Source organism: Pseudomonas inefficax (genome assembly GCF_032164165.1).
Taxonomy (GTDB): Bacteria; Pseudomonadota; Gammaproteobacteria; order Pseudomonadales; family Pseudomonadaceae; genus Aquipseudomonas; species Aquipseudomonas inefficax.
In genome coordinates this window covers 3,975,804-3,989,646 of sequence record NZ_CP134401.1, presented here as the reverse complement: position 1 = coordinate 3,989,646, position 13,843 = coordinate 3,975,804, and the positions used below count along the sequence as shown (strand labels likewise).

Annotated in this window: 12 protein-coding genes; 6 read left to right on the top strand and 6 right to left on the bottom strand. The window is 62.5% G+C overall.

The window, feature by feature from the left end; genetic code table 11:
• Positions 1–115: 115 nt before the first annotated feature.
• Both RIN61_RS18025 and RIN61_RS18020 read left to right on the top strand, forming a co-directional pair.
• Complete coding sequence (locus RIN61_RS18025; protein WP_112249362.1) at positions 116–1,294, top strand: MFS transporter; 1,179 nt, start codon at positions 116–118, stop codon at positions 1,292–1,294.
• Between the two features lie 207 nt (positions 1,295–1,501).
• Positions 1,502–4,978: a hybrid sensor histidine kinase/response regulator gene (locus RIN61_RS18020; protein ID WP_313853201.1), complete on the top strand. Its 3,477-nt coding sequence runs from the start codon at positions 1,502–1,504 to the stop codon at positions 4,976–4,978.
• Here RIN61_RS18020 and rmuC read toward each other — a convergent pair.
• On the bottom strand, positions 4,950–6,323 hold the full coding sequence (gene rmuC / locus RIN61_RS18015; protein ID WP_313857646.1) for a DNA recombination protein RmuC: 1,374 nt from the start codon (positions 6,321–6,323) through the stop codon (positions 4,950–4,952). The genes RIN61_RS18020 and rmuC overlap by 29 nt on opposite strands.
• Positions 6,324–6,615: 292 nt before the next feature.
• A complete protein-coding gene (locus RIN61_RS18010; RefSeq protein ID WP_025338042.1) occupies positions 6,616–7,035 on the bottom strand; it encodes a tetratricopeptide repeat protein in 420 nt (139 codons plus the stop codon).
• Positions 7,036–7,986: 951 nt separating this feature from the next.
• On the opposite strand from RIN61_RS18010, the gene RIN61_RS18005 reads away from it, so the two are divergent.
• The 3 genes from RIN61_RS18005 to RIN61_RS17995 all read left to right on the top strand — a co-directional run bounded on the left by RIN61_RS18005 (position 7,987) and on the right by RIN61_RS17995 (position 10,356).
• A complete protein-coding gene (locus RIN61_RS18005) occupies positions 7,987–8,211 on the top strand; it encodes a hypothetical protein (RefSeq protein WP_003257337.1) in 225 nt (74 codons plus the stop codon).
• Positions 8,212–8,460: 249 nt separating this feature from the next.
• Positions 8,461–8,943, top strand: coding sequence for a hypothetical protein (locus RIN61_RS18000; RefSeq protein ID WP_025338041.1), 483 nt, complete (start codon positions 8,461–8,463; stop codon positions 8,941–8,943).
• A gap of 147 nt (positions 8,944–9,090) precedes the next feature.
• Positions 9,091–10,356 (top strand): OmpP1/FadL family transporter, encoded by a 1,266-nt coding sequence (locus tag RIN61_RS17995; protein WP_112249365.1) that lies wholly within the window; start codon positions 9,091–9,093, stop codon positions 10,354–10,356.
• Positions 10,357–10,398: 42 nt separating this feature from the next.
• Here the strand turns inward: RIN61_RS17995 and RIN61_RS17990 are convergent, their stop codons facing one another.
• A complete protein-coding gene (locus RIN61_RS17990) occupies positions 10,399–11,328 on the bottom strand; it encodes a LysR family transcriptional regulator (RefSeq protein WP_112249366.1) in 930 nt (309 codons plus the stop codon).
• 114 nt (positions 11,329–11,442) lie between these two features.
• Between RIN61_RS17990 and RIN61_RS17985 the strand changes: the two genes are divergently transcribed.
• Complete coding sequence (locus RIN61_RS17985) at positions 11,443–11,703, top strand: DUF2798 domain-containing protein (RefSeq protein WP_207877106.1); 261 nt, start codon at positions 11,443–11,445, stop codon at positions 11,701–11,703.
• A gap of 178 nt (positions 11,704–11,881) precedes the next feature.
• Here RIN61_RS17985 and RIN61_RS17980 read toward each other — a convergent pair whose 3' ends face one another.
• Genes RIN61_RS17980 through RIN61_RS17970 form a run of 3 tightly spaced genes read right to left on the bottom strand, consistent with a single transcriptional unit; the run spans position 11,882 to position 13,801 of the window.
• Entirely contained in the window at positions 11,882–12,433 is a 552-nt protein-coding gene (locus RIN61_RS17980) for a glutathione peroxidase (protein WP_112252650.1), read from the bottom strand.
• Between the two features lie 46 nt (positions 12,434–12,479).
• Entirely contained in the window at positions 12,480–12,602 is a 123-nt protein-coding gene (locus tag RIN61_RS17975; protein WP_313853199.1) for a hypothetical protein, read from the bottom strand.
• Positions 12,599–13,801 (bottom strand): MFS transporter, encoded by a 1,203-nt coding sequence (locus RIN61_RS17970; RefSeq protein WP_112252651.1) that lies wholly within the window; start codon positions 13,799–13,801, stop codon positions 12,599–12,601. Before RIN61_RS17970 ends, RIN61_RS17975 begins: the two co-directional genes overlap by 4 nt.
• Between the last annotated feature and the right edge of the window lie 42 nt (positions 13,802–13,843).

Below are 13,843 nucleotides of genomic sequence, written 5' to 3'. Positions count from 1 at the left end.
GGATTCTGGAGGGCTGTACCGGCCCTTTCGCGGGCGTGCCCGCGAAAGGCCTGCGCAGCAGGCCTCTGTTGGCATATGCTGGTCACCACGGCAAAACAGAACAACAAGGATGTGTATGCTCGCCGCCATAAAACGCTACCCGCACACTGTACGCCTGCTGCTCGGCACCACCTTCACCCTCACCGTCGCCCGTGCCCTCACCCTGCCCTACCTGGTGGTGTACCTGGCCGACAATTTCCAGCTGCCGATCAGCCAGATCGGCCTGCTGATCGGTGGCGCACTGATCATCGCCTCGCTGCTGAGCCTGTATGGCGGCCACCTGGTGGATACCTTGCGCAACCACACACTGGTCAGCGCCAGCACTTTGCTGTTTGCCCTGGCCTTTGTCGGCGCGGTCGCCAGCAACTCGGCACTGCTGTTCTTTCTCTGCCTGATAATGATCAACCTGGCCCTGGCAGTGGTCGACATCGCCGCCAAGGCGGGCTTCTGCGCATTGCTCCCGGTGGAGGAGCGGGCCGAAGTGTTCGCCATCAAGTACACCCTCAGCAACGTCGGCTACGCCGCCGGCCCGCTGCTGGGGGTGGCCATGCTGGAGCTGAATGACCATATGCCGTTCATCGCCTCCGCCCTGCTCGGCCTGGGCATGTGCCTGGCCTACTGGCGCCTGGGTGACCGCAGCCTGCAGGCCAGTGTGCCGGACAAGCCCGGGGTCGGCTTCGGCCAGGTGGCACTGGGGCTGGCCCGTGACCGGCGGCTGGTATGCTTCACCCTGGGCGGGGTGCTGAGCGCGGTGGTATTCGGCCAGTTCACCGCCTACTTGTCTCAGTACTTGGTGGTAACCAGCAGCCCGGCTGAGGCGGCGCGCCTGATCGGCTACCTGGTGACCACCAACGCGGTGACGGTGATCGCCCTGCAGTACCTGATCGGCCGCCGCATCAGCCGCCAGCGCCTGATGCCCTGGCTGCTGGCCGGCATGGGCCTGTTCATCGCCGGGCTGCTGGGCTTTGCCTTTGCCGGTTCGGCGCTGGCGTGGTGCCTGGCGATGCTGGTGTTCACCCTGGGCGAGATCATCGTGATCCCGGCCGAGTACATGTTCATCGACCTGATCGCGCCGGAGCACTTGCGTGGGGTGTATTACGGAGCACAGAACCTGTCCAACCTCGGCGCGGCGCTGGGGCCGGTGATGGTGGGGTTCGCCCTGGTGCATCTGTGGCCGGGGGCGATCTTCTACCTGCTGGTGTTGTCGGTGATACTGGCGGGAGTGTTTTATTGGCTGGGTACCCGTAGAGGATGATGTCTGCTCTGCTGGCCTCTTCGCGGGTGAACCCGCTCCCACAGTGCAGTACCTGTGGGAGCGGGTTCACCCGCGAAAGGGCCGGCACAGGTTAAAGAGAACCCTGCGACCACCTGCCACTGCGACCATCGTCTGCGCTGACGAAGCGGCACCTGCGTGCCAGACTGATTGATCGGGACCGCGTTATCTTTTTGCTTCGGAGTTTTCATGTCGTTGTCCAGCGGGCTGATCGCCGTGGTCGCCCTGGCCTATATGGCCATCATGTTCGCCATCGCCTTCTACGGCGACCGCCGCAGCACGCCGTTGCCGCCGAAGCTGCGTGCCTGGGTGTACAGCCTGTCGCTGGCCGTGTACTGCACCAGCTGGACCTTCTTCGGCGCGGTCGGCCAGGCCGCCGAACAGCTCTGGGCATTCCTGCCGATCTACCTGGGCCCGGTGCTGCTGCTGATCTTCGCACCCTGGGTGCTGCAGAAGATGGTGCTGATCAGCAAGCAACAGAACATCACCTCGATTGCCGACTTCATCGCCGCGCGCTACGGCAAGTCGCAATCCCTGGCGGTGGTCGTGGCGCTGATCTGCCTGATCGGCGTGCTGCCGTACATTGCCTTGCAGCTCAAGGGCATCGTGCTGGGCGTGAACCTGCTGATCGGCGCCAATGCCGATGCCACCGGCACCCGCGTACAGGACACCGCACTGGTCGTGTCGCTGGTACTGGCACTGTTCGCCATCGTCTTCGGTACCCGCAGCCTGGACGTGACCGAACACCACCGCGGCATGGTCCTGGCGATTGCCTTCGAATCGTTGATCAAGCTGCTGGCCTTCCTGGCCGTGGGTATCTTCATCGTCTTCAACCTGTATGACGGCTTCGACGACCTGTTCAGCCAGGCCCGCCAGTCGATCCACCTGCAGGACTATTGGCAGGAGACCATCAACTGGCCGTCGATGGTGGTACAGACCGCCGTGGCGATGATGGCGATCATCTGCCTGCCACGGCAGTTCCACGTTACCGTGGTGGAGAACATCGAACCCCAGGACATGCGCCTGGCGCGCTGGGTATTCCCGATGTACCTGGCACTGGCCGCGCTGTTCGTGGTGCCGATTGCCCTGGCCGGGCAGATGCTGCTGCCGGGCACGGTGATTTCCGATTCGTTCGTCATCAGCCTGCCGCTGGCCGAGGCACACCCGAGCCTCGCCCTGCTGGCATTCATCGGTGGTGCCTCGGCGGCCACCGGCATGGTCATCGTCGAGGCCGTGGCGCTATCGACCATGGTCTCCAACGACATGCTGCTGCCCTGGCTGCTGCGCCGTACCAACGCCGAGCGGCCGTTCGAGGCGTTCCGTCACTGGATGCTCTCGGTACGCCGGGTGACCATCGTGGTGATCCTGCTGCTGGCGTATGTCAGCTACCGCCTGCTGGGCTCCACCGCCAGCCTGGCGACCATCGGCCAGATCGCTTTCGCCGCCGTGACCCAACTGACCCCGGCCATGCTCGGTGCGCTGTACTGGAAACAGGCCAACCGCCGCGGTGTGTTCGCCGGCCTGGCCGCTGGTATTTTCCTGTGGTTCTACACCCTGGTGCTGCCGATTGCCGCGCACAGCGTGGGCTGGTCGCTGCAGCTGTTCCCAGGGTTGGCGTGGCTGCACGGCAACCCGCTGAACCTGCCGATCAGCCCGCTGACCCAGGGCGTGGTGCTGTCGCTGGCGGGCAACTTCACCCTGTTCGCCTGGGTCTCGGTGCTGTCGCGCACGCGGGTTTCCGAGCACTGGCAGGCCGGCCGCTTCATAGGCCAGCAGACCAGCGCCAGGCCTAGCAGCAAGCCGCTGCTGGCGGTGCAGATCGACGACCTGCTGACCTTGGCCTCGCGCTTCGTCGGTGAAGAACGCGCCCGGCAGAGCTTCATCCGCTTCGCCTACCGCCAGGGCAAGGGCTTCAACCCCAACCAGAACGCCGACGGCGACTGGATCGAACACACCGAACGCCTGCTGGCCGGGGTACTCGGCACCTCGTCGACCCGTGCCGTGGTCAAGGCCGCCATCGAAGGCCGCGACATGCAACTGGAAGACGTGGTGCGTATCGCCGACGAAGCCAGCGAGGTGCTGCAGTTCAACCGCGCCCTGCTGCAAGGGGCCATCGAGAACATCAACCAGGGCATCAGCGTGGTCGACCAGAACCTGCACCTGGTGGCCTGGAACCGCCGTTACCTGGAACTGTTCAACTACCCCGACGGGCTGATCAGCGTGGGCCGGCCGATCGCCGACATCATCCGCTACAACGCCGAGCGCGGGCTGTGCGGCCCGGGCGAGGCGCAGGTGCATGTGGCGCGGCGCCTGCACTGGATGCGTCAGGGCCGTGCGCACTCCTCCGAGCGCTTGTTCCCCAATGGCCGGGTGATCGAACTGATCGGCAACCCGATGCCGGGCGGCGGTTTCGTCATGAGCTTCACCGATATCACCCCGTTCCGCGAGGCCGAACAAGCCCTGCGCGATGCCAACGAAAGCCTGGAGCAACGGGTGGCGGAACGCACTCATGAGCTGTCGCAACTGAACCAGGCGTTGTCCGAAGCCAAGAGCCGTGCCGAAGCGGTGAGCCAGTCCAAGACCCGTTTCCTGGCTGCGGTCAGCCATGACCTGATGCAGCCGCTGAATGCCGCCCGGCTGTTCTCCGCCGCCTTGTCGCAGCAAGCCGGGGGCATGAATGACGAGGCCCGCCAGCTGGTGCAGCACATGGACAGCTCGCTGCGCTCGGCCGAAGAGCTGATCAGCGACCTGCTGGACATCTCGCGCCTGGAAAACGGCAAGATCACACCGGATGCCAAACCCTTTGCCCTCAACGAGCTGTTCGACACCCTGGGCGCAGAATTCAAGGTGCTGGCCGCCGAGAAGGGCCTGGAGTTCCGCCTGCGTGGCAGCCGCCTGCGGGTGGACAGCGACATGAGGCTGCTGCGCCGGGTGCTGCAGAACTTCCTGACCAACGCCCTGCGCTATGGCAAGAGCCCGATCCTGCTGGGTGCACGGCGCCAAGGTGAGCGGTTGTGGCTCGAGGTTTGGGACCGCGGCCCGGGCATCGCCGACGACAAGCTGCAGGAGATCTTCCAGGAGTTCAAGCGCCTGGATAGCCACCAGACCCGCGCCGAGAAGGGCCTGGGCCTGGGCCTGGCGATCGCCGACGGCCTGTGCCGGGTGCTGGGGCACAAGCTGGAAGTGCGCTCGTGGCCGGGCAAGGGCACGGTGTTCCGCGTCAGCGTACCGATTGCCCGCCAGGCCGCCCCGGCGCCCACCGCCCCGGTGGAACAGGGCGGCCAGCCCCTGGCCGGGCTGCAGGTACTGTGCGTGGACAACGAAGACAGCATCCTGATCGGCATGAACAGCCTGCTCAGCCGCTGGGGCTGCCAGGTATGGACCGCGCGCAACCAAGCCGAATGCGAAGCCTTGCTGGGCAAAGGCATGCGCCCGCACCTGGCGCTGGTGGACTACCACCTGGACGACGGCGAGACCGGTACCGGGCTGATGGGCTGGCTACGCGCGCGCCTGGGTGAACCGGTGCCGGGTGTAGTGATCAGTGCCGACGGCAGCAAGGAAACTCTCGCCATGGTGCATGCCGCTGGCCTGGACTACCTGGCCAAGCCGGTCAAGCCGGCGGCCCTGCGCGCCATGCTCAATCGCCATCTGAGCCTGGTTCAGTAAGCGCTTCGTCCGGCAACGCCTCGTCGGACAACGCCCGCTCCAGCAGGTCGGCCGGCAGGCTCTTGCTGGCGCGGGCGCCCAGCAGCTTCAACTGTTCGCTGCGGCTGACCAGGTTGCCGCGCCCTTCGCACAGCTTGTTACGCGCGGCAGCATAGGCCTTGTCCACCTGCTGCAGGCGGCTGCCCAGCTCGTCCAGGTCCTGGATGAACAGCACGAACTTGTCGTACAGCCAGCCGGCACGCTCGGCGATCTCGCGGGCGTTCTGGCCCTGGCGTTCCTGCTTCCACAGGCTGTCGATCACCCGCAAGGTAGCCAGCAAGGTGGTCGGGCTGACGATCACGATCTGCCGGTCGAAGGCTTCCTGGAACAGGTTCGGCTCGGCCTGCAGGGCTGCCGAGAACGCTGCCTCGATCGGCACGAACAGCAGCACGAAATCCAGGCTGTGCAGGCCTTCGAGGCGGTTGTAGTCCTTGCTAGACAGACCTTTGACGTGGCTGCGCAGCGACTGCACATGCTGCTTGAGCGCGGCCTCGTCATTGCTGACGACGAACTGCTGGTAGGCGGTGAGGCTGACCTTGGCATCCACCACTACCTGCTTGTCGCCCGGCAGCATGATCAGCACATCAGGCTGGAAGCGCTCGCCATCGGCGCTCTTGAGGCTGACCTGGGTCTGGTATTCGCGGCCCTTTTCCAGGCCGGCATGCTCCAATACCCGTTCGAGGATCAGCTCACCCCAGTTGCCCTGGGTTTTCTGACCCTTCAGCGCCTGGGTCAGGTTGGTCGCTTCGTCGGACAGCCGCAGGTTCAGTTGTTGCAGGCGCTCCAGTTCCTTGCCCAGCGAGAAGCGCTCGCGGGCTTCCTGCTGGTAGCTTTCCTCCACGCGTTTTTCAAAGGCCTGGATGCGCTCCTTGAGCGGGTCGAGCAACTGGCCGAGATGCTGCTGGCTGGTCTGGGCGAAGCGCTGCTCGCGCTCGTCGAAGATCTTGGTAGCCATGTCGGCGAACTGGGCGCGCAGGGTGTCGCGAGCTTCCTGCAGGTCTTCCAGGCGCTGCTGGTGGCTTTCCTGCTGCTCGCGCAGTTCGGCGTCCAGGCGTGCGGTCTGCGCCTCCAGGCGGCGCAGTTCGGCTTCGCGGTTGGCACGTTCGAGGTTCCAGGCGTGGGCGGCGTCGCGGGCGTTGTCGCGATCGATCTGCAGCAGTTCCAGCTCACGGCCCTGGGCGGCCAGCTGGGTCTGCTTGACGGTGTTGGCTTCAGTAAGGTCGCTGACCTCGTCGCGGCTGGCCTCCAATTGCGCCTGCAGGCCGGCCATGGCCAGCTGGGCAGCATTGAGGCGCTCTTCAAGCAAGGCCTGCTCGCCTTGCCGCGCGCCCTGGCGGCGCTGCACCTGCATGACCCAACCCAGGCAAGGTAATGCACCTGCCACCAAGCCCAGCAGAATGCTGGCCAGATCCACTGTCATGCTTACCCCGAATGATCCTGGATGAATGCATCGCAGCTTATCAGCCTGAGCGGTGTGTTGCCTGTTCCGGCCTCTTCGCGGGTAACCCCGCTCCCACAGGGATTGCACAGTATCCGAGGTATAGCTATTCCTGTGGGAGCGGGTTTACCCGCGAAGAGGCCAGTGCTGGCAACACACCTCAGGCATGAAACCACTGCCTCAAAAGCCGCCGCGCCTCCTGCGACCCCTGCCCCGCCGCCAGCTCCAGCCAGTACCGCGCCTGCTCCGGCTCGCTGTGCTGGCACAGTCGCGCGTATTCCAGCTGCGCCCGCCGGTCACCGGCGCGGGCAGCCTGGCGCAGCAGTTCATGGCCAATACGCCGGTCACGGGCATTGCCGCAATCACGGCACAACATCTGCCCCAGCCGGCTTTGCGCCACTACCACACCCTGACGTGCTGGCTGTTTCAACAGACGCCCGGCCAGGTGCTTGACCTGCGGCTTGTCACCCAGGCGCGGGTTATCGAGCAGCCACAAGGCCACTTTGAGGGAAAACCGTTTGGGGGGAGGCGCAGGCGTGGATGCTGCGGGGCTGGCGAGGGGTTTACCGCGAAACTTCATGAGCAACAGGTATGGCAACTCGAAAGGCGCGCCACTTTACCCTTTTTTTTGCACCTTGGCCTTTCGATTTCCGGAGGATTGAAAAAATTTTCAATGATCTTTTCTTGACGTTTTCAAGTGGATGACCAAGAGGGCTTCCGGAGCATGTCGATTGTCGGACAGTTCACTGTATTGCTGGCACGCCCGTCCTAGAGCAAGCGCTCGGGACAATCCACAGTTCCTGTGGATAACTCGGTGGACAACCACCCCACATCCCTCGCAAACCCCCATGAATTGGGGCTTTCGCTCAAACTGACGATTTTTTCACCAGCTAAAAATAGTGTTTTTTTTCATTGACTTAACCGCCCAGTCAAGGCATTGGCGAAGCGGTTGTGGCGTACTGCGAGCCAGTTGCAAGCGCTGCTCCGAATGTGAACAAGTGCACCATAAACCTTCATTTGAGTGCACGAAATCGGTACATCCGGCCGGATGCGGGCTTTTTGCCCCCTCTTCCCAGCAGAGCAAATACGCGCCATACTGCTCGGCTCACCTGAACAAACATGAAATGCTTGCCAAGCGCCTGTATTTCCGTTAAGGTGCGCCTCGTTAGTACCAAGCTGAAAGTCAATTCTGGCCTTGAGCGTCCTTGCAGACCCGCTCCTCCCAAGGGTGGCGCTGCTGAAACCAGGACCGGCCAATTCGATGATTCACTCGCCAGCCCAGCGCTGTTCAAGCACGAATCACGTGACAGATTGATCAGGATCCCACCCCGACGGCCTTGAACCATGGCCCCGGCGTGCTGCCTGCCTTCTGAAGTACCTACCAGTCAGCCCACGCGCCCACCTTTGATTGCGCTCCCTCTGGCTGCCCTGTTCCAGTCAGGTTCGTTCGTCCCTTAATAAAGGCGTCACTGGAACGTTTCTATCATGCACGGATCATAACCCCGTGTTTAAAGCAGGAACCTCCAACAATATGCAAACTCATCATCAGATTCAGGCTGCCATTGGCACCCTCTCCCAGGCCTTCTCGCCGTTGAAGTGCCTTATCGTTGCACCTCGCAAGGGCAGCTTCAGCTTCACCCTGGTAGACGAACACGGCGTCGCCTGCCACACCGAGCGGCTGTACCCCGAACAGTACAGCCGCAGTGAACCGCTGCAGGCGGTCATCGCCCGCACCCGCCAGTCGCTCACTGCGTGAGTGGCGAATATTGCGGTATTCAAGCGCTGAATGATCACATCGCAAGCCTGCCTGAACGTTCGTGGCGTAATTGCCTTAAGGCATATAGCCCGAAACGTCAGGCAGCAATCGATTTAAAAACAGCCCTTTACACCACGATTATCACACTACACTTCAACTCGAGCGGTGCTTGCCGCTTCCGGCGGGCCTGATCACTCACCAGCTGCCAAGCTCCAGCGCCCGTCCGGCCCCTAACTGCTCGAGGGCATCATGGGTATCGCGGCGAATGAATTGTGTCAGTATGTGATCCGACCCACCCTGGTCTACCTGAACCGTCACTGCGCCAGCGCCGAAGCCTTGCTGCTGGGCATCGCCGCCAGCCAGTCGGCCCTGGGGTCGGCCTTGCACGACCGTCGTGGCCATGGCCTGTACCGTATCGGCGAACACCGTCACCAGGCGATCTGGGACGACTACCTTGCCCGAGACCCCGACCTGGCCAGCCTGGTCCGCGGCCTGGCTAGCCAGCACGCCTTCCTCGGCGGCCCGCACCTCGAACTCACCGTAAACCTGCGCTATTCCACCGCCATTGCCTGGATGCTCGTCGAAGAGCAGGCCACGCCCTTGCCTGCAGCCGACGACCTTCTCGCACTGGCGCGGATCTGGCGACAGATTTTCAACCCCCAAGGTCGCCTGCGCGACTTCACCCACGCCTGGCATACCTGCATAGATCAGAGATTGCCGCAGGCATCTTGAGACACGTCCTACAACGAAACCGGAAAAAAGGGAATTTTGGTCGGATTGTCCTACAAAACCGCTCTATCTCCTGCGATTGAGGCTATAGCGCGGCGCGTGATTTGTTGGTAGCTTTTCGACCCGGAGATCCCAAGGAGTTTTCTAATAATGAAAAAAGTAATGCTCAAAACCTCCCTCGGCATTGCCGTTGCCCTCGCTTCCAGCCAACTGCTTGCCGCAGGTTTCGCGCTGAACGAGCAAAGCATCAGCAGCATGGGGACCGGTTTCGCGGGACGTTCGTCTTCTGCCGAAGATGCCAGCACCGTATTTGGCAACCCTGCTGGCATGTCGCGCCTCAAGCGCGAACAAGTAACCGTGGGTGGCGCAGCTGTCATCGCCAAGTCCGACATCTCGGGCCCGGGTAGCAACTTTGGGGGGGAAACCGATGGCGACATGGTGCCGCTCGTTGGTGTGCCCATGGGTTACTACGTCAAACCGATCGACGACCACTGGAGCGTAGGCTTCGGCGTCTACGTACCGTTTGGCCTGGTGACCGACTACGGCGATGGTGACGCTGCACGTTACTGGGGCAAGAAGAGCCATGTCGAGGTAATCACCTTCCAGCCAACCGTAAGCTACGCCTTCAACGACAAGGTCTCGATCGGTTTTGGCCCGACCTTCAACCGCATCAAGGGCGAACTGGGCTCGAACTTGCCTACCCCCGCGTTCCTGGGTGGTCAAGACGGAGAGGTAAAGATCAAGGGTGACGATACCGCCGTGGGTTACAACATCGGCATCCTGGTCCAGGCCACCGACCGCACCCGTCTCGGCCTGACCTACCACTCGATGGTCGACTACAAGCTGGAAGGCAAAACTCGCGTCAGCACCCCGCTGATCGGACCGTTCAACGGTGACAAGTTCGATGCGACACTGAAGATCAAGACACCGGAATCGGTCGATTTCTCGGTCACCCACGAACTCGATGACCAGTGGACCCTGTACGCCGGTAGCACCTGGACTCGCTGGAGCCGTCTGGAAGACATCACCGTGCAAAACGATGTCCCAGCGCAACTTGCAGGTTCGGCATTCGAGACCATCAAGGAAGACCAGAATTGGCACGACACCTGGGCTCATGCCATTGGTGCGTCTTACAAAGTCAACAAGGAGTGGGTACTGCGCACCGGCTTTACCGTCGACCAGTCGCCTACCAACAACCACGACCGCTCGCCGCGCATTCCGACTGGCGATCGTAAGGTATTCAGCCTGGGTGCTGGCTGGAGCCCGAACGACGATATGACCATCGACGTAGCCTATTCCTACCTGTGGGAAGAAGACGTCAAGGTCAACCAGGTCAGCCCCACCAAAGGCAGCTACCAGGCCAAGTACGAGAACAGCGCTCACGGTATCGGTGCGTCCCTCACCTACCGCTTCTGATCAGTACGCTTCACATGAAAAACCGCCCTCGTGGCGGTTTTTTCATGCTTGCACCTGCCAGCTGTCGCCCAGGGCTTCGCAAAGGTAGTCCATGAATACACGCACTTTAGCGGTCATGGCGAAGCGGTCGGCCAGGCACAGGTAGATATCCATCGGTTCGGTCTGGGCATAGGCCTGGGCGCTGTCGCTGTATTCGAACAACGGCACCAGCGCCCCGGTGGCCAGATGCGGCCGGACGATGAACTCGGCCAGGCGGGTGATGCCGCCATCGTGCAGTGCCATCTGGGTCAGGGCATCGATGTCGTCGCTGATCAGGACACTGCCGAATTCTGCCTCGAACCGCAGCCCGTCGCGCATGAAGCCCCAACGCAGGAAGCGCCCATCCACCGGATAGCGGAACACCAGGCAGCGATGATCACGCAAGCCCTCGGGCGTGGCCGGTATACCGGCGCTTTGCAAGTAACCGGGCGAGGCACAGCAAATGAATGGTATACGGGCGATATGCCGGGCCACCAACTGGTCCTCCAGCTGTGGAGCAATGCGCAGGCTCACATCCACATCTTCGCGAGCATGGTTGACCCGGCGATCAGTCGTTACCAACTCTATCGAAAGTAGTGGGTAGCGGGCACTGAATGCGGGTATCAATGGTGCCAGAACGTGGCGACCGAAGGCGGATGTCGAGGCAATGCACAGCCGCCCCTGGGGTTCACTGTCGGGGGTGGTGACGGCCTGTTCGGCCATGGCCAGGTCGCGTTCGATGTGCCTGACGCGTTCGTAGTACTGGGTACCGGCGGGTGTCAGCGCCATACTGCGGGTGGTGCGGCTGAGCAGGCGAACCTGCAAGTGGCCTTCCAGGCGTGCCAGGTTCTGGCTGACCGCAGCCGGGCTCAGGCCCAGGTTGCGGGCACCGGCGGCGATACTGCCGGCTTCGACCACCTTGATGAAGCTGCGAATGGCGTTGAGCAGGTCCATGCTGAGCCTTTGGATTCGTAAGAATCTCTTTATAAAGAACTCAGTACGGCTGGTCTACAGCTGCTGCCCGGAGCGTTGCTAACTTGCGCCTTTACCCACCTTCCAGGAGTTCGCATGAGCAACCTCTCCCAGGCACGCAGTCGACGCAAATTGCACCCGGGGGCCATGCCCTACGTCTTTGCTTTCTACATGTCGTCGATCATGGCGCTGTTGATGTGTTTCGTGATTACGGCAGCGAATGCGGGGGTTAACGCCGAATATCTCGGTAACGTGCTGAAGGCGTACCAGTTGGCGATGCCTGTGGCGTTCGTATGTGTGTTGATGGTCAGGCCGGTGGTAGTGCGGTTGGTGGCGATTACGGTGCATGCAAAGTAACCCGTGGGGCCTCAGCGCTTGCCGGGCATCCATGCCCGTCACCTCCCTCCGCAAGACCTCTGCTCGGCCTCCTGAAGTCGCAATCTGCGGCGCCTGAACTATCGCGCGCTTAGAAGCAAAAGCCGAAGCAAGAGCAAGAGCAAGAGCAAGAGCAAGAGCAAGAGCAAGAGCAGCCAGGTTATGGCTGGGAGGCAATGGCCTTTTCGATGGCTGCCCGGAATGCTGGGTCATCCGGCTTGGTCAGGCTGGAAAAGTTACCAATCACCTTGCCCTTGCGGTCCACCACGTACTTGTAGAAATTCCACTTCGGCGCACTGCTCTGGCTGGCAAGTTCCGCGAACAGCGGTATCGCATCCGTGCCCCGCACCGCCTGTGTCTTGGTCATGGTAAAGGTGACGCCATAGTTGGCATAACAGACCTTGGCAGTCTTCTCGCTATCGGCGTCCTCCTGCTTGAAGTCATTGGACGGCACGCCAAGCATTTCCAGGCCTTGCTCGTGATATTCCTTGTATGTCGCCTCAAGCCCCTCGAACTGCGGCGCAAAACCGCAGTAACTGGCCGTGTTGACCACCACCAGCGGCTTGCCGGCAAAGCGCTCGCACAGGTCCACCTGCCCCTTGCCCCGCAACTCTGGCAGGCTGCTTTGCAACAACGCCGGGCAATCGGCAGCCCAGCTCGATGCGCCGGCAAGCAGGGCCAGCACCGGCACCATCAACCAATGTGCACGCATGACTCGTTTCTCCCGCAAGACAACCCTTGAACTTGCAGGGTAGCGCCTAACAAACACTCATGCCCAGTTGCATCATCGCCATCCCGCCCTTGTGCCAGCCCCACCACAACAGCGCCAGCAGCAACAGGGCGGCAAGGGCCAGTAGCCCTTGAGCCACATAGCGGTTCATGCAGCCTGGGCCTGCAGGCGGGCGACCGGGCGTTCGCGCACCGGCCAGTTGAGGGCGGCAGCCAGAAGGCTGAGCAGGATGGAAATCTGCCAGACCAGGTCGTAGCTGCCGGTGCGGTCATACACCACCCCGCCCAACCAGCCGCCAAGGAAGGCGCCCAGCTGGTGGAACAGGAAGACGATACCGCCAAGCATGGACAGGTTGCGCACGCCGAACAAGGTGGCCACCGTGCCGTTGGTCAACGGCACCGTGGACAACCACAGCAGGCCCATGGCGATGCCGAACAGGTAAGCGCTGATCTCAGTCACCGGCGCCCACAGGAACAGCACGATCACTACCGCACGCAGCAGGTACAACCCGGTCAGCAGGCGCGGCTTGGACATGCGCCCGCCCAGCCAGCCGGCGGTGAAGGTGCCGACGATATTGAACAGGCCTACCAGCGCCAGCACCGTTGTGCCGGTAGTCGCAGCCAAGTGCTGGTCGACCAGGTAGGCCGGCAGGTGCACGCCAATGAACACCACCTGGAAACCACAGACGAAAAAGCCCAGCGCCAGCAACCAGAAACCGGAGTGCGAGCACGCCTCGCGCAGGGCCTGGCCCAGGGTTTGTTCGGCACCATGAGTGGGCAGCGGGCGGTCACGCAGCAGGCCGACGAAGGGCACGATCAGCGCCACCATCAGGCCCAACACCAGCAACGCTGCGGACCAGCCCAGCCACTGGATAAGGCCGAGGGTGCCCGGCAACATGGCGAACTGGCCGAAAGAACCGGCAGCACTGGCAATGCCCATGGCCATGCTGCGCTTCTCCGCTGGCACGGCACGCCCGACCACGCCCAGGATGACTGAGAACGAGGTGCCGGACAGGCCCATACCGATCAACAAGCCGGCACTCAGCGACAACGACCAGGCAGAGTCGGCCATGCCCATCAGCACCAACCCGGCAGCGTAGAGAATACCGCCAATGATCACCACCCGCGCCGCGCCCAGGCGGTCGGCCAGGGCGCCAGCGAACGGTTGCGCCAGCCCCCAGATCAGGTTCTGCAAGGCAATGGCGAAGGCGAACACCTCACGCCCCCAGCCGAAGTCCGCGCTCATCGGCGCCAGGAACAGGCCGAAGCCGTGCCGCACACCCAGGGATAGCGCCAGGATCAACGCTGCCCCCACCAATACCCACCCGCTGGTTCGCCACACCGAAGTCATTGTCGTTATCTCCAGCACATCGCAAGGTTTTACGGGTATATA

Excerpts from the sequence above, each read along its gene's own strand:
- RIN61_RS18025 (WP_112249362.1), top strand. The coding sequence starts at position 116 with ATGCTCGCCGCCATAAAACGCTACCCGCACACTGTACGCCTGCTGCTC.
- RIN61_RS18020 (WP_313853201.1), top strand. The coding sequence starts at position 1,502 with ATGTCGTTGTCCAGCGGGCTGATCGCCGTGGTCGCCCTGGCCTATATG.
- RIN61_RS18010 (WP_025338042.1), bottom strand. The coding sequence starts at position 7,035 with ATGAAGTTTCGCGGTAAACCCCTCGCCAGCCCCGCAGCATCCACGCCT.
- RIN61_RS18005 (WP_003257337.1), top strand. The coding sequence starts at position 7,987 with ATGCAAACTCATCATCAGATTCAGGCTGCCATTGGCACCCTCTCCCAG.
- RIN61_RS18000 (WP_025338041.1), top strand. The coding sequence starts at position 8,461 with ATGGGTATCGCGGCGAATGAATTGTGTCAGTATGTGATCCGACCCACC.
- RIN61_RS17995 (WP_112249365.1), top strand. The coding sequence starts at position 9,091 with ATGAAAAAAGTAATGCTCAAAACCTCCCTCGGCATTGCCGTTGCCCTC.
- RIN61_RS17990 (WP_112249366.1), bottom strand. The coding sequence starts at position 11,328 with ATGGACCTGCTCAACGCCATTCGCAGCTTCATCAAGGTGGTCGAAGCC.
- RIN61_RS17985 (WP_207877106.1), top strand. The coding sequence starts at position 11,443 with ATGAGCAACCTCTCCCAGGCACGCAGTCGACGCAAATTGCACCCGGGG.
- RIN61_RS17980 (WP_112252650.1), bottom strand. The coding sequence starts at position 12,433 with ATGCGTGCACATTGGTTGATGGTGCCGGTGCTGGCCCTGCTTGCCGGC.
- RIN61_RS17975 (WP_313853199.1), bottom strand. The coding sequence starts at position 12,602 with ATGAACCGCTATGTGGCTCAAGGGCTACTGGCCCTTGCCGCCCTGTTG.
- RIN61_RS17970 (WP_112252651.1), bottom strand. The coding sequence starts at position 13,801 with ATGACTTCGGTGTGGCGAACCAGCGGGTGGGTATTGGTGGGGGCAGCG.